The organism is Aquaspirillum sp. (assembly GCF_055136605.1).
In genome coordinates this window covers 1-24,005 of sequence record NZ_JBSQVP010000023.1, presented here as the reverse complement: position 1 = coordinate 24,005, position 24,005 = coordinate 1, and the positions used below count along the sequence as shown (strand labels likewise).

27 protein-coding genes are annotated in these 24,005 nt (G+C 50.6%); 17 read left to right on the top strand and 10 right to left on the bottom strand.

The genetic code is table 11. The annotated features are described in order from the left end of the window. Positions 1 to 56 precede the first annotated feature (56 nt). The 14 genes from cmk to ACTBZS_RS05545 all read left to right on the top strand — a co-directional run bounded on the left by cmk (position 57) and on the right by ACTBZS_RS05545 (position 12,083). On the top strand, positions 57 to 713 hold the full coding sequence (gene cmk, locus ACTBZS_RS05610; protein WP_463043530.1) for a (d)CMP kinase: 657 nt from the start codon (positions 57 to 59) through the stop codon (positions 711 to 713). A 114-nt stretch (positions 714 to 827) separates the two neighbouring features. Continuing rightward, positions 828 to 2,507: a 30S ribosomal protein S1 gene (rpsA, locus tag ACTBZS_RS05605; RefSeq protein WP_460430761.1), complete on the top strand. Its 1,680-nt coding sequence runs from the start codon at positions 828 to 830 to the stop codon at positions 2,505 to 2,507. 11 nt (positions 2,508 to 2,518) lie between these two features. Further along, positions 2,519 to 2,815, top strand: a complete 297-nt coding sequence (locus tag ACTBZS_RS05600; RefSeq protein WP_022653922.1) for an integration host factor subunit beta — start codon at positions 2,519 to 2,521, stop codon at positions 2,813 to 2,815. Between the two features lie 107 nt (positions 2,816 to 2,922). Then, complete coding sequence (locus ACTBZS_RS05595) at positions 2,923 to 3,219, top strand: LapA family protein (RefSeq protein WP_022653923.1); 297 nt, start codon at positions 2,923 to 2,925, stop codon at positions 3,217 to 3,219. 35 nt (positions 3,220 to 3,254) lie between these two features. Next, positions 3,255 to 4,415: a lipopolysaccharide assembly protein LapB gene (lapB, locus tag ACTBZS_RS05590; RefSeq protein WP_460430713.1), complete on the top strand. Its 1,161-nt coding sequence runs from the start codon at positions 3,255 to 3,257 to the stop codon at positions 4,413 to 4,415. A 39-nt stretch (positions 4,416 to 4,454) separates the two neighbouring features. Beyond that, positions 4,455 to 5,183 (top strand): orotidine-5'-phosphate decarboxylase, encoded by a 729-nt coding sequence (pyrF, locus tag ACTBZS_RS05585; RefSeq protein WP_463043529.1) that lies wholly within the window; start codon positions 4,455 to 4,457, stop codon positions 5,181 to 5,183. Then, a complete protein-coding gene (locus ACTBZS_RS05580) occupies positions 5,180 to 6,529 on the top strand; it encodes a UDP-glucose dehydrogenase family protein (RefSeq protein ID WP_463043528.1) in 1,350 nt (449 codons plus the stop codon). Before pyrF ends, ACTBZS_RS05580 begins: the two co-directional genes overlap by 4 nt. Positions 6,530 to 6,538: 9 nt before the next feature. Next, on the top strand, positions 6,539 to 7,498 hold the full coding sequence (gene rfaE1 / locus ACTBZS_RS05575) for a D-glycero-beta-D-manno-heptose-7-phosphate kinase (RefSeq protein ID WP_463043527.1): 960 nt from the start codon (positions 6,539 to 6,541) through the stop codon (positions 7,496 to 7,498). Positions 7,499 to 7,508: 10 nt separating this feature from the next. Continuing rightward, complete coding sequence (gene rfaD, locus ACTBZS_RS05570; RefSeq protein ID WP_460430709.1) at positions 7,509 to 8,498, top strand: ADP-glyceromanno-heptose 6-epimerase; 990 nt, start codon at positions 7,509 to 7,511, stop codon at positions 8,496 to 8,498. A gap of 9 nt (positions 8,499 to 8,507) precedes the next feature. Continuing rightward, on the top strand, positions 8,508 to 9,152 hold the full coding sequence (locus ACTBZS_RS05565; RefSeq protein WP_463043526.1) for an MBL fold metallo-hydrolase: 645 nt from the start codon (positions 8,508 to 8,510) through the stop codon (positions 9,150 to 9,152). 88 nt (positions 9,153 to 9,240) lie between these two features. Next, positions 9,241 to 10,164: a branched-chain amino acid transaminase gene (locus ACTBZS_RS05560; protein ID WP_022653931.1), complete on the top strand. Its 924-nt coding sequence runs from the start codon at positions 9,241 to 9,243 to the stop codon at positions 10,162 to 10,164. A 10-nt stretch (positions 10,165 to 10,174) separates the two neighbouring features. Then, a complete protein-coding gene (locus tag ACTBZS_RS05555; RefSeq protein ID WP_022653932.1) occupies positions 10,175 to 10,381 on the top strand; it encodes a zinc-finger domain-containing protein in 207 nt (68 codons plus the stop codon). Between the two features lie 72 nt (positions 10,382 to 10,453). Beyond that, positions 10,454 to 11,470 (top strand): lipopolysaccharide heptosyltransferase II, encoded by a 1,017-nt coding sequence (gene waaF / locus ACTBZS_RS05550; protein ID WP_463043525.1) that lies wholly within the window; start codon positions 10,454 to 10,456, stop codon positions 11,468 to 11,470. Positions 11,471 to 11,504: 34 nt separating this feature from the next. Next, entirely contained in the window at positions 11,505 to 12,083 is a 579-nt protein-coding gene (locus tag ACTBZS_RS05545; RefSeq protein ID WP_022653934.1) for a TetR/AcrR family transcriptional regulator, read from the top strand. An 11-nt stretch (positions 12,084 to 12,094) separates the two neighbouring features. Here the strand turns inward: ACTBZS_RS05545 and ACTBZS_RS05540 are convergent, their stop codons facing one another. The 5 genes from ACTBZS_RS05540 to ACTBZS_RS05520 all read right to left on the bottom strand — a co-directional run bounded on the left by ACTBZS_RS05540 (position 12,095) and on the right by ACTBZS_RS05520 (position 17,129). Next, positions 12,095 to 13,348: a GGDEF domain-containing response regulator gene (locus ACTBZS_RS05540; RefSeq protein ID WP_463043524.1), complete on the bottom strand. Its 1,254-nt coding sequence runs from the start codon at positions 13,346 to 13,348 to the stop codon at positions 12,095 to 12,097. 179 nt (positions 13,349 to 13,527) lie between these two features. After that, positions 13,528 to 14,151: an alpha/beta hydrolase gene (locus tag ACTBZS_RS05535; RefSeq protein WP_463043523.1), complete on the bottom strand. Its 624-nt coding sequence runs from the start codon at positions 14,149 to 14,151 to the stop codon at positions 13,528 to 13,530. Further along, complete coding sequence (locus ACTBZS_RS05530) at positions 14,144 to 14,467, bottom strand: (2Fe-2S) ferredoxin domain-containing protein (RefSeq protein ID WP_463043522.1); 324 nt, start codon at positions 14,465 to 14,467, stop codon at positions 14,144 to 14,146. The genes ACTBZS_RS05535 and ACTBZS_RS05530 overlap by 8 nt, the downstream gene beginning before the upstream one ends. A gap of 40 nt (positions 14,468 to 14,507) precedes the next feature. Continuing rightward, positions 14,508 to 15,917: a replicative DNA helicase gene (gene dnaB, locus ACTBZS_RS05525; RefSeq protein WP_460430703.1), complete on the bottom strand. Its 1,410-nt coding sequence runs from the start codon at positions 15,915 to 15,917 to the stop codon at positions 14,508 to 14,510. A 39-nt stretch (positions 15,918 to 15,956) separates the two neighbouring features. Then, on the bottom strand, positions 15,957 to 17,129 hold the full coding sequence (locus ACTBZS_RS05520; RefSeq protein ID WP_463043521.1) for a BaiN/RdsA family NAD(P)/FAD-dependent oxidoreductase: 1,173 nt from the start codon (positions 17,127 to 17,129) through the stop codon (positions 15,957 to 15,959). 242 nt (positions 17,130 to 17,371) lie between these two features. On the opposite strand from ACTBZS_RS05520, the gene fliW reads away from it, so the two are divergent. Continuing rightward, the gene (gene fliW / locus ACTBZS_RS05515; protein WP_460430701.1) at positions 17,372 to 17,800 is read left to right on the top strand and encodes a flagellar assembly protein FliW; all 429 of its coding nucleotides are present in this window, start codon (positions 17,372 to 17,374) and stop codon (positions 17,798 to 17,800) included. 54 nt (positions 17,801 to 17,854) lie between these two features. Here the strand turns inward: fliW and aroA are convergent, their stop codons facing one another. The 5 genes from aroA to mltB are packed head-to-tail and all read right to left on the bottom strand — an operon-like array spanning position 17,855 to position 23,087. Further along, positions 17,855 to 19,144 (bottom strand): 3-phosphoshikimate 1-carboxyvinyltransferase, encoded by a 1,290-nt coding sequence (gene aroA, locus ACTBZS_RS05510; RefSeq protein ID WP_463043520.1) that lies wholly within the window; start codon positions 19,142 to 19,144, stop codon positions 17,855 to 17,857. Positions 19,145 to 19,174: 30 nt separating this feature from the next. Beyond that, positions 19,175 to 19,780, bottom strand: a complete 606-nt coding sequence (recR, locus tag ACTBZS_RS05505; protein ID WP_463043519.1) for a recombination mediator RecR — start codon at positions 19,778 to 19,780, stop codon at positions 19,175 to 19,177. A 21-nt stretch (positions 19,781 to 19,801) separates the two neighbouring features. Then, positions 19,802 to 20,128, bottom strand: a complete 327-nt coding sequence (locus ACTBZS_RS05500) for a YbaB/EbfC family nucleoid-associated protein (protein WP_281166795.1) — start codon at positions 20,126 to 20,128, stop codon at positions 19,802 to 19,804. Between the two features lie 31 nt (positions 20,129 to 20,159). After that, entirely contained in the window at positions 20,160 to 22,037 is a 1,878-nt protein-coding gene (gene dnaX, locus ACTBZS_RS05495; RefSeq protein ID WP_463043518.1) for a DNA polymerase III subunit gamma/tau, read from the bottom strand. Between the two features lie 33 nt (positions 22,038 to 22,070). Continuing rightward, positions 22,071 to 23,087, bottom strand: a complete 1,017-nt coding sequence (gene mltB / locus ACTBZS_RS05490; protein WP_463043517.1) for a lytic murein transglycosylase B — start codon at positions 23,085 to 23,087, stop codon at positions 22,071 to 22,073. 139 nt (positions 23,088 to 23,226) lie between these two features. Between mltB and ACTBZS_RS05485 the strand changes: the two genes are divergently transcribed. Both ACTBZS_RS05485 and ACTBZS_RS05480 read left to right on the top strand, forming a co-directional pair. Continuing rightward, entirely contained in the window at positions 23,227 to 23,751 is a 525-nt protein-coding gene (locus ACTBZS_RS05485) for a YbaK/EbsC family protein (protein WP_463043516.1), read from the top strand. After that, a partial coding sequence (locus tag ACTBZS_RS05480) for an AAA family ATPase (RefSeq protein WP_463043515.1) occupies positions 23,705 to 24,005 on the top strand: 301 nt, incomplete at its 3' end. The genes ACTBZS_RS05485 and ACTBZS_RS05480, both read left to right, overlap by 47 nt.

Sequence of the window (24,005 nt, the reverse complement as noted above, 5' to 3'; positions counted from 1 at the left end):
GTCGAGAAAATGCGGCTAAAACAACTAAAATATCGTTTTTGTTTCGGGTGAAAAATATGTCGTTTCCTGTGATTACCATTGATGGCCCGTCCGCTTCCGGTAAGGGTACGGTGGCCAGCCGCGTTGCGGCCGCATTGGGGTTTCATTATTTAGACTCAGGGGCTTTGTACCGCGTGCTGGCGTTATATGCACAACAGAAACAAGTGGCATGGGATAACGAAGCTCGCCTTGCCTTATTGGCCGTGCGTTTGCCGCTGTCGTTTGAACAGGGACGTGCTTGTGTAGATGGCCAAGATTGTGACGATTTCATTCGTGGAGAGGAAATCGGGGCTGGCGCTTCGCAAATCGCCGCTTTGCCAGCTGTTCGCTCGGCATTATTACAACGTCAACGCGATTTTTGCCAAGCGCCCGGGCTGGTCACTGATGGCCGTGATATGGGTTCAGTGGTGTTTCCGGATGCCACTTTAAAGATTTTTCTGACAGCTTCTGCCGAAGAACGCGCGCAAAGACGGTATAAGCAGTTGATAGAAAAGGGCCAATCTGCTAACCTCGCACGCCTTCAACAAGACATTGAAGCGCGTGATGCGCGTGATGCCTCTCGCTCGGTTGCCCCGTTGCGACAAGAACACGACGCGCGTTTACTGGATACCACTGAACTGGACATCGCCACTGCTGTGGCACAGGTTTTAGCTTGGTATCGTGCTCTGCCTTGAGTGAAGTGGTTGTTTGCTGTGGTGATGTGAGGATCACGACAGTGTTTTTTAACTAACCCCGGTGGGGTTTTTCTCCACCTATTGAGTATTTTTTACATGACTACCACCCCCGTAATGGAAAGCTTTGCCGCCCTGTTTGAGGAAAGCCTGACCCGTCAGGACATGAAAGCTGGTGAGGTGATCACTGCTGAAGTGGTCGCAATCGACCAAAACTTTGTCACTGTGAATGCCGGTTTGAAATCCGAATCTTTGGTACCGGTTGATGAATTCAAAAATGACAAAGGCGAAGTTGAAGTTGAAATCGGCGACTTCGTGACTGTTGCTATCGATAGCCTCGAGAATGGCTATGGCGAAACCAAACTGTCCCGCGACAAAGCAAAACGCATGGCAGCTTGGATTGAGCTGGAAGAAGCGCTCGAAGCCGGTACCATCCTGTCTGGTCTGATCAGCGGTAAAGTGAAGGGTGGTTTGACCGTGATGGTCAACGGTATCCGTGCTTTCTTGCCTGGTTCGTTGGTGGATACCCGTCCAGTGAAGGACACCACACCTTACGAAGGCAAGCAAGTTGAATTCAAAGTGATCAAACTTGATCGCAAACGCAACAACGTTGTGGTGAGCCGCCGCGCTGTGCTGGAAGAAACCTTGGGTGAAGAACGCAAAGCGTTGCTGGAAAACCTCAAGGAAGGCGCGATTGTTAAAGGCGTGGTTAAAAACATCACCGACTACGGCGCGTTCGTTGATCTGGGTGGTATCGATGGTCTGTTGCACATCACCGACTTGGCATGGCGCCGTGTTAAACATCCAACAGAAGTGTTGGCTGTGGGTGATGAAGTCGAAGCCAAAGTGCTCAAATTCGACCAAGACAAAAACCGCGTTTCCTTGGGTCTCAAACAGTTGGGCGAAGATCCATGGGTGGGTCTGTCCCGTCGCTATCCTTCCGGCACCCGTCTGTTTGGCCGCGTGACCAACTTGACCGACTACGGCTCATTCGTCGAAATCGAACAAGGTATCGAAGGCTTGGTGCACGTCTCCGAAATGGACTGGACCAACAAGAACGTTCACCCATCCAAAGTGGTTGCTTTGGGTGATGAAGTTGAAGTCATGATCTTGGAAATCGACGAAGATCGTCGTCGTATCTCCTTGGGTATGAAACAGTGCATGCCAAACCCATGGGATGATTTTGCTGCTAACTACAAAAAAGGCGACAAAATCTCCGGTACCATCAAGTCGATCACCGACTTCGGTGTGTTTATCGGCTTGCCTGGTGGCATCGATGGTTTAGTGCACTTGTCTGATCTGTCTTGGAACGAAGCTGGCGAAGAAGCCGTGCGTAAGTTCAAGAAAGGTGACGAAGTTGAAGCCGTGGTGTTGGCAATCGACGTTGAGCGCGAGCGCATCTCCATGGGCATCAAACAGTTGGATGGCGATCCTTTCAACAACTTCATCGCAATGCACGACAAAAACGCAATTGTTAAAGGCGTAGTGAAATCTGCTGATGCCAAAGGCGCGACGATTGCGTTGGATGGTGACGTTGAAGGTTACTTACCTGCTTCCGAAGTGTCGCGTGACCGCGTTGAAGACATTCGTTCCCACGTCAAAGACGGCGACGAATTAGAGCTGATGATCATCAATATCGACCGTAAGAACCGTTCGATTAAGTTGTCGATCAAAGCTAAAGATGCCGCTGAAGAAGCTGGTGCAATGAAATCCTTGCAGGCAGATGCAGCAGGTAACGCAGGTACCACCAACTTAGGTGCACTGCTGAAAGCTAAACTGTCTGGCGGTAACGAGTAAGCGGAATCGTGATGACCAAATCCGAGCTGATTGCCAAGCTCGCAGAACGTTATCCGCAACTGGTTGCTAAAGACGCTGAGATGGCCGTCAAGGCCATCTTGGATGCGATGGCAACCAGCCTTGCTCGTGGGCAAAGAATAGAGATTCGTGGATTCGGTAGTTTCGATCTCAACTACCGTCCTCCGCGTTTAGGTCGCAATCCCAAATCTGGTGCCAGTGTGTCTGTACCTGAAAAGTATGTGCCACACTTCAAAGCAGGTAAGGAACTGCGTGAACGTGTCGATGCCCACGCACAAACGAATGCTTGAGCTTTGGCTCTCATCTGAGGAAAACGCCGTGAAGTAATTCACGGCGTTTTTCATTGTTAGGCCCGTTGGTTTACACTATCGGGCCTAACCCATTTATAGAGGCTGCCATGCGTTATGTGATTTGGGCGCTCAAGCTATTGGTCTTTATCTTGTTGCTGGCGTTGGCGATGCAAAATACGCTGCCCGTGACCTTACATCTTTTCCTTGGTTATGTCTGGGAAGCCCCGCTGATTGTCTTGTTATTGGCTTTTTTCTCGACAGGTGCCGCCTTGGGTTTAATGGCTGGTTTTGTCTATTACTTGCGGTTACGGCGTGAGCTAACGGTGTTGAAAAAAGAATTGCGACAACGCAGTGCACCGATGTCGTCGGTGGTGGATGACCCGAGTGATGCCATTGCTAACTGACACTATTTTTTGTTTTTTGAATAAGAGAGCAGCCGGTGCAGGATTTTGAACTGTGGTGGTTATTGGTCTTTCCGGCATTTTTTGGCTTGGGCTGGTTAGCGGCACGGATTGATATGCGTGCGGTGTTGGCACAAGCTAAGGCCGTTCCTTCTGCCTATTTCCGTGGGTTACATGCTCTATTGGACGACAACACCGAAGTTGCTGTGCGTGAATTGACCGAGGTAGCACGAGCCAATCCCAAAGCGTTTGAATTAGAGCTGGCGGTGGGGCGTTTGCATCGCCGTCGTGGAGAGAACGACCTCGCGATTCGTCTCCATCAACGTATGTTGGACGATCAAGAACTGCCTGCTAATCAAAAAGACCGTGTGCGCTTGGAGTTGGCCGAGGACTTTTTGCGGGCGGGGTTGGTGGATCGCGCCGAAGAGTTGTTGTTGAGTTTGGAACCGACACCTTTTGCACAAGAAGCGCGGCAACATCTGTTGGCAATCTATCAACAAGAGCGCAACTGGACACGAGCCATTGATATGGCACGGGCGCTGCGTAGTGAGGCCATGAGCTATCAGCATGAGTTGTCACAATTTTATTGCGAGTTGGCACAGGCTGCGTTGTTCAAATCGCAGTTAGACGAGGCGCGTAATTATCTTGCCGAGGCATTAACCGCCAATCGTCGTTCTGCTCGTGCCAGTTTGATCGCTGGTGATATCGAATTAGTCGCTGGTCAAACTGAGGCAGCGATTGAGGCGTGGCTACGGGTAGAAAAGCAAAACCCAGAATATCTGACCTTGGTGGCTGAGCGTTTATTAGATGCTTATGAACGATTAGAAAAACCAACTGAGGGGTTGGCCTTGTTGCGTGGTTTCTTACAAACCTTCCCCGAACTCGATTTAATCGACTTGTTATATCCGCGTATTGCCCAGCGTGAGGGAGACGAAGCCGCACTCGACTTTTTGCGTGATGCCGTACATCGCCGTCCAACCTTGGCAGGGATGGCAAAGTTGATTGATGCGCGTTTTGCCTCGCTGACGCCGGATAGTCGGCAGGATGCCGAATTAGCGCGTGATCTTGTCCTGACGCAGGTGAAGCGCTTGAGTGTCCATCGTTGTAAACGCTGTCAATTTCGCTCGAAAACCTTTTTTTGGCATTGTCCTGCTTGTAATGAGTGGGAAACTTTTACTCCCAATCGCACCGAGTCGTAATGTGCGTGGGTTTCTCCTGATTGATTTGAGTGTGTGTGAATGAATCCCCTTGCTCCTGCTGCTGCCGCTGTGACGGCCTCCCCGGTGATTGTTGCCCTCGACTTTCCCGATGCACAAGAAACCCTTGCCTTTGTATCACGTTTACCGCCGGCGAGTTGCCGCTTAAAAGTGGGTAAAGAACTTTTCACCGCGGCTGGGCCTGCATTAGTCGAGGCGCTAGTTGCCCGTGGTTTTGATGTCTTTCTTGATTTGAAATACCACGATATTCCAAACACCGTCGCCAGCGCTTGCCGTGTGGCGGCATCGTTAGGGGTATGGATGGTGGATTTACATGCCAGTGGTGGTCGGCAGATGATGGAAACTGCGCGTGAAGCCCTCGCCAATATCAGTCAACCGCCGTTGTTAATCGCGGTGACTGTATTGACCAGCATGACACCAACTGATTTGACTGAGTTGGGTTTACCAGATGCGGCAACACAAGTGATGCGGTTGGCTACCTTGGCACAAAGCAGTGGTATGGATGGTGTCGTATGTTCGGCGCAAGAAGCCGGTTTATTACGTCAGACGCTTGGGCCTGCGTTTACCTTGGTGACCCCGGGGATTCGGCCACAAGGCAGTGCCAGCAACGATCAGCATCGTATTATGACCCCTGCTGCGGCGATGGCGGCTGGTTCAAGCTATCTAGTTATTGGTCGCCCTATTACCCAAGCGGCAGATCCGGTGCAAGCGTTACAAGCGATTCATCAAGAGCTTGGGCTATCGGCATGAAAATCACGGTTGTTGGTACCGGCTATGTCGGCTTGGTGACCGGTGCATGTTTGGCCGAAGTGGGTAACCATGTGCTGTGTTTGGATGTTGATCCGGCAAAAATCGCCTTATTGCAAGGCGGCGGTATCCCGATTTACGAGCCCGGTCTTGAGGCGATGGTGAAACGCAATGCAGCAGCCGGCCGGCTATCGTTTACCACGGACATTCCTGCTGCTGTGGCACATGGCGATATTCAATTTATTGCGGTTGGTACACCTCCCGATGAAGATGGTTCCGCTGATTTGCAATATGTTCTTGCTGCTGCGCGTGCGATTGGCCGTTATATGCCAGCAGAACGAATTGTGGTGGATAAATCGACTGTCCCTGTTGGCACTGCGGATAAGGTCAAAGCGGCGATTGCAGAAGAATTGGCATTGCGTGAGTGTGCTTTACCGTTTGCCGTGGTGTCGAATCCCGAGTTTTTGAAAGAAGGGGCCGCAATCGAAGATTTTATGAAGCCAGACCGCATTGTGGTTGGGGTGGAAGATGCGCGAGCAGCAGAAAAAATGCGCCGTTTATATGCCCCTTTCCAACGCAATCATGATCGTTTATTGGTGATGGATATTCGTTCGGCTGAGCTGACGAAATATGCAGCCAATGCGATGTTAGCCACGCGCATTTCGTTTATGAATGAGTTGGCTTTGTTGGCGGAAACACTCGGGGCGGATATCGAACAGGTGCGGCAAGGGATTGGCTCGGATCCTCGAATTGGTTACCACTTTTTGTATGCCGGCTGTGGCTATGGTGGATCCTGTTTTCCGAAAGATGTGCAGGCCTTATTGCGCACAGCAGCAGAAAATCAGATGCCTTTACGGGTTTTGCAGGCTGTTGAAGCGGCGAATGAAGCACAAAAACAGGTGTTGTTGCAGAAAATCACCGCGCACTATGGCGCAGATTTACGCGCTAAACACTTTGCTGTGTGGGGCTTGGCCTTTAAGCCGAATACCGATGATATGCGCGAAGCACCAAGCTTAACCTTAATCGCTGGGTTATTAGCCGCTGGCGCAAAGGTCACAGTATACGACCCTGTTGCGATGGACGAAGCGCGTAAACGGTTGCCTGTTTCTCCTCAACTGTACTGGGCTTCGGGGATGGAAGCTGCCCTACAGGCGGCGGATGCGTTGGTGATTGTGACGGAGTGGAAAGAATTTCGTAGTCCCGACTTTGGCTTATTGGCACGTCAATTAACAGATAAAACGATTTTTGATGGCCGCAATCTTTATCCTGCTGCTGCGATGGTGGAAGCAGGTTTGACGTATTTTCCGATTGGCCGTGCCGCAGTGCGGCATCCAGCCATCGGACAGTGAGGAGTCGGTATGCGGGTGCAAATGCCTGAGCTGGCGCGCTTGCAAGCAGCGCGTGTGTTAGTGGTGGGTGATGTGATGCTGGACCGCTATTGGTTCGGTGAAGTGAGCCGAATTTCACCAGAGGCGCCAGTGCCAGTGGCGCGTATTCAACGCGGTGAAGAACGCGCCGGCGGGGCGGCAAACGTGGCGCGTAATATCGTCTGTTTGGGTGGACAAGCCACGTTGTTGTCGGTGGTGGGAGATGATGAAGCTGCGTTTACTTTAGAAAAACTCCTGCGCCATGATGGGGTACAAGTATCGTTTCGACGCGATCCAGAATTGGATACGACGGTGAAACTGCGTGTGGTCGCTCGTCAACAACAGCTTATTCGGCTCGATTTTGAGGCCGAACCTAGCCATGAAGTGTTAGCCGATAAACTTGATGATTTTGCCCAACAGTTACCACAGCATGATGTGGTGATTTTATCGGATTACGGTAAGGGCGGTTTAACGCATGTGGCGAAAATGATTGCATTGGCACAACAGGCGGGTAAGCCCGTGTTGATCGACCCTAAAGGGGATGATTGGCAAAAGTATGCCGGTGCCACGTTGTTAACACCGAATAAAAGTGAATTTAAACAAGTCGCTGGGGCATGGCAGAGTGAGGCACAACTGAGTGAGCGTGCCCAACAACTGCGGCAACAATTGGCCTTACAGGCATTATTGGTTACCCGCAGCGAAGAAGGCATGAGCCTGTTCCGTGAGGCTGGCGAGGCAGTGCATGTCCCGACCCAAGCGCGTGAAGTATTCGATGTTTCGGGGGCGGGTGATACGGTGATTGCCAGTTTGGGTTTGATGTTAGCGGCGGGGGTGGCCCTTCCTGAAGCAATGGGCTTGGCGAATGTGGCTGCTGGCATTGTGGTTGGAAAATTAGGCACGGCAACGGTCAGTGCCGCTGAATTACAACACGCGCTACACCAGCACGCATAAAGGAAAAATTATGTATATCGTTGTGACTGGAGCCGCTGGTTTTATTGGCTCAAATTTGGTTCGTGCACTGAATGAACGCGGTGAAAATCGCATTATTGCCGTTGATGATTTAACGGATGGGATGAAGTTTCGCAATTTAGTGGATTGTGAAATCAGTCATTACATCGATAAAACCGATTTTATTGAGATGCTGTTAGATGGGACGTGGGATGGTGAAATCATGGCCATTCTACACCAAGGCGCATGTTCCGATACCATGGAGCACAATGGTAAGTATATGATGGAAAACAACTATCAATACTCCATTAGTTTGCTCGAATATTGCCAGCAAGATGCCATTCCTTTCTTGTATGCCTCCAGTGCAGCGGTGTATGGCGGTGGACAAGTGTTTGTTGAGTCACGCGAATTTGAATCGCCATTAAATGTCTATGGCTACTCAAAATACCTGTTTGATCAGCATGTGCGCCGCCGGATCAACCAAGGTTTATCAGCACAAGTGGCTGGTTTCCGCTATTTCAATGTCTATGGTCGCCATGAACAGCACAAAGGCCGGATGGCATCGGTTGCTTTCCACCACTTCAATCAATACCGCGACACTGGCAAAGTTAAACTGTTTGGGGCGTATGACGGCTATGCCGAAGGGATGCAAAGTCGAGATTTTGTCTCGGTAGAAGATGTGGTGAAGGTCAACTTGTTCTTCCTCGACAATCCAGAAAAATCCGGCATCTTTAACCTCGGCACCGGACGTGCCGAGCCATTCAATGCCGTGGCGGTAGCGGCAGTCAATGCTTGTCGCGCACAACAGGGTGAAGCTGCGTTGTCGTTGGCCGATATGGTGGCGCAAGGGATTGTGGAATACATTGATTTCCCTGAGGCACTCAAAGGGAAATATCAAAGCTATACCTGTGCTGATATTTCTTTATTGCGTCAGGCGGGCTATCAAGAGCCATTCCTCACCGTGGCAGAGGGCGTAGAACGCTATGCCCAACAAACTTTGTGAGCGTAAAAAATGGGCAATCGTGTTATTCCCGTGACTCCCTTCGACCAGAACTGTTCTTTGGTGTGGTGTGATGTGACTAAGAAAGCGGTGGTGATCGATCCGGGTGGTGATGTCGCTATCATTATGGCCGCTATTGCTCAGGTCGGTGTGACAGTGGAAAAAATTATTCTCACCCACGGCCATCTTGACCATGTTGGCGGTAGCGCAGCGTTAGCAGCAGAATTGAACATCCCTGTGTGGGGGCCACATCCTGCCGATCAGTATTGGTTAGATGGCTTGCCGCGACAATCGCAGATGTTTGGCTTTCCTTTTACGCCTGCCTTGCAACCTGACCAATGGTTACAAGAGGGGGAAGTGATCGCTTGTGGTGAACGCCAATTCGAGGTGATTCACTGCCCGGGACATACGCCCGGTCATGTGGTGTTGTTTGACCGTGAGGCGAAACAGGCATGGGTGGGGGATGTGTTGTTTGCTGGTTCAATTGGCCGCAGTGATTTTCCCGGTGGCAATCACGATACCTTGGTGGCGTCAATCCGCGACAAACTTTTCCCCTTGGGAGATGATGTCAGTTTCATTCCGGGGCATGGCCCAGATTCAACCTTTGGTGAAGAACGCCGCAGCAACCCCTTTGTTGCTGATCGTCGCTTTGGGTAAACTGTAGGAATCGCTAGCTTTTAAGCTGGGAACGATGTCAAAATTAAACGCTTTATTCTATACAACGACTCGGACGGAGTAATCTAAGATGTCAATGGCTGACCGCGATGGTTTCATTTGGTACGACGGCAAATTGGTGGATTGGCGCGAAGCAAACACCCATGTACTGACCCACACCTTACACTACGGTATGGGCGTGTTTGAAGGGGTGCGCGCATATGAAACTGCGCGTGGCCCAGCCGTGTTCCGCTTGCAAGACCATACCGACCGTTTATTCCGTTCTGCCAAAATTTTGGGTATGGATTTGCCCTTCTCAAAAGAAGAAATCAATCAAGCACACCTTGATGTGGTAAAGGCAAATCAACTCAAATCCTGCTATTTCCGTCCTATGGCTTTTTACGGTTCTGGCAAGCTGGGCGTGGCACCGATGAAAAACGATGTGCGCGTGATTGTGGCCGCATGGCCGTGGGGCGCGTATTTGGGTGAAGAGGGTTTGGAAAAAGGGATTCGTGTCAAAACCAGTTCCTTTACCCGCCACCATGTCAACATCACAATGTGTAAAGCCAAAGCCAATGGCAACTACATGAACTCGATTTTGGCAAACAACGAAGCCACTGCCGATGGCTATGATGAAGCCTTGTTGTTGGATGTGGATGGTTTTGTTGCTGAAGGCTCGGGCGAAAATATCTTTATCGTGCGTAAAGGCAAACTCTATACCCCAGACCTGACCAGCGCCTTAGAAGGCATCACCCGCGATACGATTGTGCAATTAGCGGCTGAGATGGGGTTGGAGTTGATCGAAAAACGTATCACCCGTGACGAAGTGTATAGCGCAGATGAAGCGTTCTTCACTGGCACGGCTGCTGAAGTGACACCAATTCGCGAACTAGACCGTCGCCCAATTGGTGAAGGCGTGCGCGGTCCTATCACCACAGAACTGCAAAAACGCTATTTCGCTTGTGTTAAAGGTCAAGATGAAAGCCATGCTGATTGGCTGACCTATATCGCGTAAGGATGATGGTATGAGTGCTTTGAAAGAAAACCGCGCCAAATACATTGAAGTCAAAGGCGATGACTTGCCCCTACATTGCCCAATGCCCGATATGGTGAAGTGGAATCAACACCCTCGGGTGTTCTTGGCGATTGATCGTAGTGAGAATGGTGAAGTGCAATGCCCATACTGTGGCACTCGCTACAAGCTGGTTGGCCCAGTGAAGAAACATCACTAAGCCGATTGCTTTTTATCATTCCGACCCCTGTCGGTAAGGTGCGGCGTGTCCGCACCTTTTTTGCTTATTACAATGATCAAAAAAATCTTAGTGCTCACGCCTGCTTGGGTTGGGGATGCGGTCATGGCGCAACCGCTTTATCGGCGTTTGCAACAACGCCATCCCGAGGCGGTGATTGATGTCTTGGCACCTGCATGGACAGCGGCGATACATGGTCGGATGTCAGAAATTCGGCGGGTGATCGAAAACCCTTTTGCTCACGGCCAACTGCGTTTGCGCGATCGCTACCGTTTGGGGCGTAAGCTGGCGCAAGAGGGCTATCAACAAGCGATTGTCTTACCCAATTCACTGAAATCGGCGCTGATTCCTTGGTTTGCGGGCATCCCCTGTCGTACTGGTTGGGTGGGGGAAATGCGTTATGGTTTATTAAACGATGCGCGCAAGCTGGATAAAACCGCTTTGCCGAGTATGTTAGAGCGTTTTTTGGCCTTGGCCGAACCGCCTAAAACAACCGTAAACAAACCCTTGCCGTTTCCTATTCTACAAGCCAAGCCGGTGCCTGCCACTGTTTTGGCGCGTTATGGTTTAGGGTTAGAAAAAACCGTGGTGGCATTGTGTCCGGGGGCAGAATACGGCCCCGCAAAACGGTGGCCGGTGGCACATTTTGCGGCTGTTGCACAACAAGCGGTGGCGGCAGGACATCAGGTGTGGATTTTTGGTTCACCGAAAGATGCCGAGTTTGGGACGGCGATTCGTGAGCTGGCGCCTTTGCCGGCGGTAGTCGATTTATGTGGTAAAACCACATTGGAAGAGGCGATTGATTTATTGGCCTGTGCCAAGGTGGCGGTGTGTAACGATTCGGGTTTAATGCACATTGCTGCGGCACTTGGTGTGCCTTTGGTCGCGTTGTATGGCTCATCTAGCCCAGAATTTACCCCGCCATTAACCGAGCGGGCGAGTATTATGTCATTAAATTTATCTTGCAGTCCCTGTTTTGAACGGGTATGTCCGTTAAAACACACTGATTGTTTGCAACAACTTCAGCCAGCCCAAGTGTACCAACAGGTAGAACACTGGCTGCTTGCCTAAAGGCACCGGCAGTATATTAAAGGACAGATGAGGAATGCTTGTTTCTACCGAAGAAAATTCTCGTCGTATGGAGCTTGTACGTGCGGCTGCACGTCTATTTCGTGATCGTGGTTATGAACGAACCACGGTGCGTGATATTGGTAATGCGGTAGGGTTGCAGTCGGGTAGCTTGTTCTATCATTTTCGAACTAAAGAAGAAATTCTGGTCGCTGTGATGGCCTTGGGGATTAGCAATACCACAGAACAGCTGGCGGCTGCATTGGCCGAGGTGCAACATCCTCGCGATAAAGTGGCCACCTTGATTCGGGTGCATCTGCACTCTTTATTGGGCGAAAACCAAGCTGCACTAGAGGTCATGTTATACGAGTGGCGCAGTGTGTCAGAAGAACAGCGTCCGGGGCTGATTATTTTGCGTGATCGCTACGAAGCGCTGTGGCAACAGGCTTTAGACGAGGCGGCAGCAGTGGGCTTGGTCAAGCCCGATACCCGCTTATTACGCCGCACGTTGTTAGGCAGTTTGCATTGGTCAGTGCAATGGTTCCGCCGTGAAGGGGAATTATCAGTGGATGAATTAGCAGAACGTATGTTAGAGCTGGTGTTGGTTACCAAATAAGGGCGGCAACCTCAGCCGGCGAGTTGTACTTGGTTGCGTCCTTGTTGTTTCGCGAGATAGAGGGCTTCATCGGCTTGTTTGAGTGTTGCGGTAAGACTGTGTTTTGTGACTGCAGAAACACCAATGCTGATATTAAGCCGGAGTTCTCCTTGTGGAGTGGTGACAGGTCGATGCATAAGCTGTTGTCGCACATCGTTTAAACGGCTGACAAAATCACTGATGTTGCCATTGGCAATCGCCGTCACAAATTCTTCCCCACCAAAGCGGGCGGTTAAACCATCGGGAAAATGTTCTTGCAATAACTGCCCGACAAATTGAATGGCAACATCGCCTATATCGTGGCCATAGGTGTCATTGACTTGTTTGAAAAAATCAATGTCACTGATGGCAACACAATATTCGCCTTTGACACGCGCCATCTGATCTAAAAAATGACGCCGATTTGATAAATTGGTGAGCGGGTCTCGATTGGCTGCATGTTCGAGTGCTTGCACATTCTCGATAAATTCAATGTTGCGCGTGATACGACAAAAGAACTCTTCGGGACTGAACGGTTTGTGCATAAAATCATCTGCACCTGCTTTGATAAAACGGGCGCTGATGACCGGATTAGTCAGCCCAGAAATACCAATAATCGACAAGCGATTATTGCCATACCGTCGCCGAATTTCGCTGGCAAAGCGCATCCCATCCATCCCCGGCATATCTTGATCGGTGAGCACTAAACGAATACTGCGCTCTTGAAGCAACACGTTCAACCCTGCTTGGGCGCTATTTGCTTCGAACACTTGATAATGCTGCCGTTCGAGTAAATGCCGTAGGTAATTCCGCATCAACGCAGCATCATCAACAATTAACACGCCGATATTGGGATTTTTTTGCAGTCGGTTCAGCATCCGTACTACATATTCCAGTGCCGCAGGGCTGTCTTTCGGGACATAGTCCACCACCGAGAGGGCGAGGATTTTATCGCGGATAGAAATGTCGCTGTGTGCGGTCAGGGCGAGCGTCGGAATATTGGCGTCAATCAATAAGGGTAGGATTTCCCCTTCGATGGCATCCGGTAGGCAATAATCAGCCACAGCAGCAAAGAAATCGCCGTCGGTCGCTAAAATCTGTTCCACTTCTTGTAGGTTCATTGCCACTGTCGGGGCAAATCCTGCGGAATAAAGTAATTTAGTCAGACGTTTGAGCATCATCAAACTGTCTTCAACTATCAGCACTTTGGGCCGAATCGTCTCAAAGGGATCTGCGGCGACGTACATGAGTGAGTGAACCTTTGCGGGGAGATCGAGAGAGCTTATCGCAAAAATGATCTATTTATCTTTTGCTGTGTTTTTGTTATTTTATTTTTGTTTTGATTTATTGCAAGTAAATTTTATATTTATTGGGGATGGTGTGCTCACCGCTGCCAAGTCGAACCAGCGGTGAGTGAAGAGACAAATTAGTTCGTTGGTGCTAATAGCCGGTTTAATAGCTGGCCGAGTGGGATGAGTTTGCCGTGAAAAAAGTGGCCTGCACCGGGAAAGACCACCACCGGTAGCTGTTGTGGCCGTGCCCATACCAATACATCAGCTAACGGGATCACCTCATCTTCTTCTCCATGAATCACCAACGTATCTGGTGGGACTTCGGCGACTTGTATTTCATAACGGTTCACAGCAGGGCCAAGCAAAATCAACCGTTGAGCTGCAACCCGTTGGCGGACATGACTCATGACAAAACCACCAAAGGAAAACCCCGCCAACACCAACGGCAAAGCGGTCCCATGCTGTTGCTGGGCAAAGTCGATGACCGCTAACACATCTTCTACTTCACCTCGGCCATAGTCGTGTTCGCCCTCGCTGGCGCCCACGCTGCGTAAATTCGGACAATAAACGGTATAGCCAAGCTGTGACAGGCTTTTCGCACAGGTTTGCACCACCTTATTGGTGTGTGTACCTCCTTGCAGTGGGTTGGGATGCGCCACTACCGCAATGCCGCGTGTCGGGCCTTTAGCCATCACAACGATCGTGTCTAACCCACCCACTGGGCCAGCGATGGTGATTTTTTCCGGCATCTTAAGCATGGTCCGCCACTCGCAAGCGTTCAACGATACGACCATGTTGCAGATGTTCAGTCAAAATTTCATCAATATCTTCTTCGTCAACAAAGGTATACCAGATGGCTTCGGGATATACCACTAACAAGGGTCCTTGTTCACACCGATCAAAACAGCCCGCTTTTTGTACCCGAACCCGTCCGCTATCCAGTAAACCCAGTGCTTTTACTTTTTGTTTGGCATAGTCGAGCATCGCACTGCCGCCATGATTGTGACAGCATTGCCGTTCACCCTCGGCACGTTGATTGACACAGAAAAAAACATGATGGTTGTAGTAACTCATCACAGTTGCCTTTCTTTATAAAAAAATCGAATCACTGCGATCATTCGTGGCTGTCCCAACTGCGGTTAGGATCGAGGACCGCATTTTCAAACCGTGAATACATCCCCCGGAAGGCCAAGCGCACAATCCCCGTTGGGCCATTCCGATGTTTACCAATAATCACCTCGGCTAAACCTTTATCGGGTGAATCAGGGTTGTAGTATTCATCACGGTACATAAACATAATCAAATCGGCGTCTTGCTCAATGGCACCCGACTCACGCAAATCAGACATCATTGGCCGTTTATTGGGCCGTTGTTCAACCGAGCGGTTTAACTGTGACAAGGCAATCACTGGCACTGAGAGTTCCCGTGCCAAGCCTTTCATCGCCCGCGAAATCTCCGAAATTTCCGCTGTACGATTTTGTTGTTGGCGCGCACCGTGGCTGCTACCGCTCATCAACTGTAAATAATCCACCACAATTAGCCCCAATTTCCCATCAAAACGGCGTGCTAAACGCCGCGAACGGGCGCGCAACTCGAGCGCGGATAAGCTGGGGGTTTCATCAATAAAAATTTTTGCATCCGCCAGCACACCTAGGGCGTGGGTAAATTTTTGCCAATCCTCATCGTCAAAACGACCGGTACGCAATTTATGTTGATCGAGCCGACCAACCGAGCCGATCATCCGTGTTGCCAACTGGGTGGCTGGCATTTCCATTGAAAAAACGGCAACTGGCAGCGCAGTTTGAATCGCAACATTCTCGGCCAAATTCATGGCAAAAGCGGTTTTCCCCATCGAGGGCCGCCCCGCCACAATAATCAGATCACCGGGTTGTAAGCCAGAGGTTTTCTCATCGATATCAATAAACCCAGTGGGAATGCCTGTCACCGCATCGGGATTGTCTCGGCTATAGAGATGGTCAATTCGCGTGGTGACTTCGGTGAGGATATCTGGCATTTCCAAAAAGCCTTGCTGCGTGCGAGCACTGCTTTCAGCAATTTGAAACACCTTGGATTCGGCTTCATCCAACAGCTGGGCAGCTTCTCGTCCCTGTGGGTTAAAAGCCGATTCCACAATCTCGTTGCCAACCGAAACCAACTGCCGCATCACCGATTGTTCACGCACAATTTCGGCATAACGCTTGATGTTGGCTGAGGAAGGCGTGTTTTGTGTCAACGTGACGAGATACGATAAGCCCCCGATCAATTCCAATTCGTTTTGTGCCTGTAAACGTTCGGAAACGGTGAGGGCATCGGCGGGGCGACTGGCATCTAATAGCCGTACAATCGCCAACCAAATCAGGCGGTGTTCATGGCGATAAAAGTCTTGTGCCATGATTAAGTCAGCGACTTTTTCCCACGCGCTGTTATCTAACAGCAACGCCCCAAGCACGGCTTGTTCTGCCTCGGTGGAATGGGGCGGTAGGCGTAATTCAGATAAAGGGTCGGCAGGTAAGGATTCAGACATGAAACAAAACCGTTTCACAATAACGAGTGGCTGCGTAGTTTAGCAGTTTCGCCCTGCCACGACGCCACTCGACCACGCCCATTGAAAGTTATATCCCCCCAACCAGCCAGTCACATCCACCACTTCACCAATGAAAAATAACCCTGGCACCCGTTGTGCCATCAGGGTTTTCGAGCTCAATTCTCGGGTGGAGACACCACCGCGTGTCACCTCGGCTTTTTTGTAACCTTGCGTACCGTTGGGGCGTAATTGAAATTGATGGGCTGCTTGTTCAAGCTGTGCCAAGTGTTTTTTGCTGAGTTGGCGACTGTTGCCATCAATGCCCAACCGTTGTAACCACGCTTCGGCAAACCGGCGTGGCCAATACTCTGCCAAACGATTGAGCAAGGTTTTGTCACGTCGCTCGGCTGCCTCGATAAAGTCGGTGATAGTCTGATCTGGCATTAAATCCAACGTCACCCTTTCGCCTGCACGCCAATAGCTGGAAATTTGCAAAATCGCAGGACCAGAGAGCCCTTTATGGGTCAACAACCCTGCTTCACGAAAAGCTGGGCCGTGTTCGGCTTGTGCCGACATCGACAGCGCAATCCCAGACAGCGGCGCAAATTGTTCACAATCTTCGCGATGCAATGTTAAAGGAACCAAGGCAGGCGCGAGTTCGGTCACCGCCAAGCCAAATTGTTCAGCCAGACGATAGCCGAATGGGCTGGCGCCAATTTGTGGGATAGACAAGCCCCCTGTGGCAATCACCAGTGACGCTGCTTGAAAGCGTCCTTGTGAGGTGTTGAGCTGAAACACATCGCTGCGGCTGACATCTTGGACCGACACACCCAGTTGCATCACCACCCCAGCGGCTTGGCAGCGTTGGTGCAGCATATCAATAATGTCTTGGCTACTGTGGTCACAAAATAACTGGCCAAGGGTTTTTTCATGCCACGGGATACGATGTTCTTTGAGATACGCTAAAAAATCCCATTGGCTAAACTGTGCCAATGCTGAGCGACAGAAGTGCGGATTGTCCGAAATAAAACGGTCGGGGTGAATGTCGAGGTTGGTAAAGTTGCAACGACCACCGCCCGAGATGCGGATTTTTTCTGCCAATTTTGTATTGTGGTCTAACAACAAGACACGCCGACCGCGTGCACCGGCGGTTGCTGCACAAATTAAACCGGCGGCACCGGCACCGATAATGATGACATCAAATACATTCATAAACTTTGCTTTCGTACTGCTAGGGGTTGTTTGGCATAGCGTGATGCTGTTGTTTGTGTTGGCTATTCTATGAGTCTTATTTCATTCGGATAAGGCACAACAAAATGCTGTGGTTTGAGCAAATTAGCATCACTGCATCTGATACAAGGCAAATGGGTCACAGAATTGTTATCAAGCTAGGTTAATATCGTGTCAGAATAAGCGCTGTGCAGAATCTGCACCTACATTTCAAGGAGAGACCGATGCTGTTTCAATCTAGCTTGCTTGGCCCTGTCGAAGTTGACGAAAACACTGTATTACACTTCCCTGCTGGTTTGCCAGGGTTAGAGGGCTGCACACGCTTTAAGCTGTTCCATGAAGAAAACGACAGCCCTCGTGTCTTCTGGATGCAGTCGCTGGATGATGCAGACATTCTGTTCAGCGTAGTGGATGCTCAAGAAGTGGCTGTTCGTTATGAAATTGAACTGACCCCTGCCGAAATTGACGCTCTGCAGCTCAAAGCCGCTGACGATGCAGCGGTGTTGGTGATTGTTTACAAAGATGGTCAAGAACAAACCGACCCAATGGGCAAGTTGCGTGCAAACTTACGCAGCCCATTGGTGATTAACTTGGAAACTCGCATTGGTTTGCAAAAAGTAGGCTTGAACTGCGACATCGTGTTCCGCAGCTAATCCTCTGCTTTGCGATACCAAAAACGCTCTGCCAGTCAGCAGAGCGTTTTTTTGTTAAGGGGCTTGAATGGCTTCCAATGCTTCGAAATAGCGTGGGAAGGTTTTTGCCACACAATCAGGGTCGCGAATAATGACCGAAGTGGCAAAGCTGACTAAGGACAGACACATGGCCATTCGATGGTCGTCATACGTATCAATTTCTGCATCTGGCAAGAAAACTTGCGGTGGCGTGATACGGATATAGTCTTCCCCTTCTTCTACTTGTGCGCCGACTTTGCGTAATTCTGCTGCCATCGCTGCAATGCGGTCGGTTTCCTTGACGCGCCAACTGGCAATATTGGTTAGGGTGGTGACGCCCTCGGCAAATAATGCACACGCAGCTAAGGTCATGGCCGCATCAGGAATATGATTGCAATCGAGGGTAATGGCTTTGACCTTGCCATCTGCGGGTGCTTCTGCCTCAATCCAATGGTCTCCCATGCGAATCACTGCACCCATCTCGGCCAACGCTTCAGCAAAACGCACATCCCCCTGAATCGAATGGGCCCCCACGCCTTGTACACGCACCGGCCCACCCCCTAATAACCCTGCGGCGAGGAAATAACTGGCTGAACTGGCATCGCCTTCAACATAAATTTCTGTTGGGCTGCGATAGGCTTGCGCCGGCACGGTAAAGGCTTGCCAGCCTTCACGGGCGACTTCGACCCCAAATTTCGACATCAAACGTAGGGTAATATCAATATACGGTTTAGAAATCAGCTCGCCGATCACTTCCACTCGGGTGGCTTGTTGGGCTAGGGGGAGTGCCATTAACAGTGCAGTCAAAAACTGACTCGAGACATCGCCACGTACTTTTACGACACCGCCGGCGGTGATGGTGGCCGGTTCAATCAACAGCGGAGGAAAACCGCTGTTGCCGAGGTATTCAATTTTTGCCCCCAAAGTGTGGAGGGCTTCAACCAAATCACCAATTGGCCTTTCGTGCATCCGTGGCACGCCAGACAGGTGATACTGTCCGCCCATCAACGCCAAGGCAGCGGTGAGTGGGCGAAAGGCGGTGCCGGCATTGCCTAAAAAAAGTTTGGCATCTTTGACCGGAAATGCTCCCCCTGCCCCTTTTACCCGATAATCTCCGGCAATCGGTTGTTCTTCGACTTCAACACCAAGCGCAGTGAGTGCATCAAGCATTCGCCGTGTGTCATCTGAATCGAGCAGACCATGAATCAGCGTTTCCCCTTCTGCCAACGCGGCCAATAAGAGGGTGCGGTTAGAAATACTTTTTGAGCCCGGTAAATCTAAAGCACCACGCGCCCGTGGCTGATGTTGCAGTTTTAGAGTGAGCATGGGAAATTTCGCGTCCAAAAATAAAAAGAATTAAGACGAGGCGAGGTGTCGACGCTCGTAAAAAGCTTGTGCCAGTGTGCCCGGGTCGGTGAATTCCAGCTCACCGCCGACCGGCATACCACGTGCAATACGCGAGACCGTTAAACCATGTCCTCGCAGCATTTCGCTGATGACATGAGCCGTGGCCTCTCCCTCGGCAGTGTAATTAGTCGCCAAAATGACTTCTTGAACCACACCATCTAAAGCGCGTTGTTGTAAGCGGTCGAGTTGAAGCTCTTGTGGGCCAATGCCATCTAATGGTGAAAGCCGTCCCATCAAGACAAAATAGAAGCCGTTGAAACAACGGCTTTCTTCTAGACGCAACAAATCAACCGGCATTTCCACGATACATAAACGCTGTGGGTCGCGGCTGCTATCCAGACAGATATCACACAACGGGCTTTCGCTAAAAGTATGGCAACGTTGGCAATGGCCCAAATGATCGAGCGCATGTTGTAACGCGTGTGCCAGTTGTGCCGCACCGCTGCGGTCGTGTTGCAGCAGGTGATAGGCCATGCGTAGTGCAGATTTTGGCCCCACCCCCGGTAACACCCGCAGCGCAGACACCAGCTGCGCCAAAGACATTGGCGTGTTCATTGGTTGGTCACTTGTGGATCATTAGAAAGGCATTTTGAAGCCGGGAGGCAGATTCAAACCCGCTGTAAAGCCTGCCATTCTCTCTTGCGACGTGGTCTCGGCACGACGATTGGCATCGTTGACTGCCGCTGCAATCAAGTCTTCTAACATCTCTTTATCATCCATCACAGCAGGGTCGATGGTCACGCGTCTGATGTCGTGGTTACACGCCATCACAATTTTGACCATGCCAGCCCCAGATTGACCTTCAACTTCGATTTTGGCCAATTCCTCTTGGGCTTTTTTCATGTTTTCCTGCATTTGCTGGGCCTGTTTCATCAGACCCGCGATGCCGCCTTTTAACATCAAACACTCCTTAATCAATCACAGAGAGGGCGCATTATGCTTGCGCCGGTGGTGGGGTGAGAACTCGAATTGAGTCTTCAATAATCACTGCATCCAAGGTGTTCACCAACTGTTGAACGACTTCGTCTTGGGCAAACTCCTGCCGTGCTTGTTCCAACTGTTCACGGCGTAGGCGTTCTTGTTGGCTGAAATGGGTTTCGCCTTCAATGGTGCCAAATTCAATGGCTAATCGTACGGGGTGACCCAGATAATCCTGCATGATTTGGGTCAATTTCTCTTGATACTGTTGTACTAAGCGACGTTGTCCCTCGGGAATCCGCAAGCGGAATACGTCGCCTTGATGCCCCAAATACTCAGCATGTTGCAACACCACTTGTCCGGCGCCAAGCTGTGGCCGAACCGCGTGCACTAATTGATACCAATCCCCTTGCCAGCTAGCAGCGGGGGGCGCAATGGTGTCTGTTGTCATCGCCACTTCTACCACGGGTGACGGTGAATCTTCCCAAGGAGGTGAAACAGGGGGCGGTGTTTGTTGCACGGGGGGCGCGATTGTTACCGCTGGTGCAATTGGTGTGGGCGGTGCCGCTGGTGTTGCGCGTGGTGTGGGTGGTGGCTCGTTTACCGTTGGCACCGACGCGGTAACGGCAGGGCTTCTGCCTTGTTTGTTATTACGGATTTTATCGAGCAGGGCACGGGCTGCCGCTGGGCCGGTGGCGCTCGTTGCGACAGGCGGCGACAGGGTTGATGTGGCAGTTGGTTTGCTGGCGCTTGTTGTAGCAGTGGGCGAATGTGGCGTGCTGGCAGCCTGCGTAAGATGGCGGGCGCGTTGGCTGGGATGAAACGCCAATAAGCGCAACAGGGTCATGGTAAAACCAGCATAATCGTCTGGTGCCAGCGGTAAGTCACGCCGACCTAACAACACGATTTGGTAATAGAGTTGCACATCTTCTGCTGGAATTAACTCGGCGAGGGCAAACAAACTGTCTCGTTCAGGCTCATCGTTGTCAATGGCCGTTGGGACGGTTTGTGCTAGGGCAATTTGTTGTAATACCACGGCCAGTTCACTCAGCGCAGTGTCTAAACTGCTGCCCTGTGCGGCCAGTTGTTCGGCTTCGGCCAACAGTGCACTGCCATCATCGGCGGCAAGGTGAGCGAGCAAGGCAAATAAATGTCGTCGATCCACCGCCCCCAACATCGCCCGCACACCTTGTTCCTCGACGGCACCCAAACCATACGCGATGGCTTGATCCAATAGCGACAGCGCATCACGCATCGAACCTGCGGCGGCTCGCGCTAACAGCACCAAAGCGGGTGTGTCATAGCTGACCCCTTCCACCTCCAACACATGGCTAAGGTGGCTGGCAATTTGTGGTGCAGTCATATTGCGTAAGGAAAACTGCAAACAGCGTGACAATACCGTCACCGGCACTTTTTGCGGGTCGGTGGTGGCAAGGATAAATTTCACATGCGCGGGAGGCTCTTCCAATGTTTTTAGCATGGCATTGAAAGCCGATTTCGACAGCATGTGAACTTCATCGATGATATACACCTTATAACGTCCGGCTGTGGGCGCATATTGGGCGTTTTCAATCACTTCACGGATGTTGTCGATGCCGGTATTACTGGCCGCATCAATTTCTAATAAATCAACGAAGCGGCCACTGTCGATTTGTACACACGCGCTGCATTCACCACAGGGTTCTGCACCGACACCCTGCTCACAATTCAGGCTTTTGGCCAAAATACGCGCAATGGTCGTTTTACCAACACCACGGGTGCCGGTTAACAGATAAGCATGATGTAGCCGTTGTTGATTTAAAGCATTGCCAAGGGCACGGACAACATGCTCTTGTCCGACTAAGTCAGCAAAACGTTTAGGGCGCCACTTACGGGCAAGGACTTGATAGCTCATAGGGGCCGATTCTAGCAGATTGCAGCAGACCCGTTATTGGCTTGCAGCCGCAGCTAAGGCAGCGAGGCGTTTATCATGGATTTCTTCTGCCAGTTGATGCACTGCCATCGCATAGAGTGTGCTCTTGTTATAACGGGTGATGGTGTAGAAGTTCTGTAAACCAATCCAGTATTCGGTGACCCCTGCGGCGGTTTCTAATGGGAATAACACCGCTTTAGCCCGATCATTGCCTTCCCCGCCGAGGGTTTTTAAACCACGCTGTTTGAGTTCTGCAATGCTGTAGTGCAAATTAAATTTATCTGCCACCAGACGCTCACGTTCTTTCACTTCTGAGGCATCTACCGGCAACACAACATCCGCGCCTTTTTGCCAACCATGTTTCTGCAAATAATTGGCAACCGAGGCGATAGCATCGGCTGGGCTGGCCCAGATATTACGGTGACCGTCTCCATCAAAATCCACTGCCCACTTGCGGAAGCTTGAAGGCATAAACTGTGGCATTCCCATTGCCCCTGCATAGGAGCCAACAAAGGACAGTGGGTCGGCGTTTTCTTCTAAGGTTAAATGAAAAAATTCGGCCAATTCACTGTTGAAATAGCTGGCGCGGCGTGGGTAATCAAAGGCCAAGGTGCTGAGGGCATCCACGACCCGAAAATTGCCACTCAAACGGCCATAACGGGTTTCGACGCCTAAAATAGCGACAATAATCTCTGCCGGTACGCCATAGTGTTGTTCAACGGCTTGCAATGTTTTGGCGTGTTTTGCCCAAAACGCGACACCGCCATCAATCAAAGCAGTGTTGAGAAAATTTGGCCGAAATTGATACCACGGCCGAGACGTCGATGGCCGATCCATAATTTTCAAAATCGAGGGCTTGGTATTCACAGCGCGAAGGGTTGCTTCAATGACATCGCGGGGCACACCTCTTTCTCGGCTGGTTTGTTCCATAAAAGCCTGTACTTCTGGACGCATCAACAGCGCTTCATCTGCTTGGGCAGTGGCGGTGAACACAGAAAATAAGCAGGCGGAGAGAAATGCCAAGCGTTGCATGTCAAACCCTTAAATACAAAGAAAAAAAACATAGTACCTGCAAAGAACAGGAAGTGCTATGCACTTTCCCGCTAAAAGCCGCTGTGATTGGGATTTAGCGCAGAAAATCGTATGATGTTTTATTTTGTTGGAGAAAAAAATGAGTCTAGAAAGCGCCCGTGCCTATCTGAAAAATTGGCAGCGTGACCAAGATATTTTGGAATTTTCTGTGTCCAGTGCAACAGTTGAATTGGCTGCCAAGGCGTTAAACACAGATCCTGCACATATTGCGAAAACACTGTCGTTTATGGTCAACGGTAAACCCATTTTGGTCGTAGCCAGTGGCGATAAAAGAATCGATAACCGCAAATTTAAGCAAACTTTTGGCACTAAGCCGGTGATGTTAGCGCCAGAGCAGGTGGAAGCATTGATCGGACATCAAGTGGGTGGGGTGTGTCCGTTTGGTGTCAACGAGGGCGTAACCATCTATCTTGATGATTCGTTGCAAGACTATGAGTTTATTTACCCTGCTTGTGGTAGTGCCCAATCAGCGATTCAACTCACCCCAGATGAATTAGCCACAATTGTTCATGCGGCAAAATGGATCGACGTCTGTAAAGCTAAGTCTGAGGAACATCATGTTACCGCACAAGAAACTGCCAATCGGGATCCAAACCTTCGCTAAAATTCGCGAAGACAACCATTACTACATCGACAAAACCCCGATGGCTTACCAACTGGTGACACAGGGCAGCCATTACTTTTTATCCCGTCCACGTCGTTTCGGTAAAAGCTTGTTCCTTGATACCTTAGCTGAACTGTGGGCAGGCAATGAGGCGCTGTTTCAAGGGCTATGGATTCACGATAAATGGGATTGGTCGGTGTCCTATCCGGTGATTCGCATCAGCTTTGCCGAAGGTGTCATGCACTCGCCTAAAG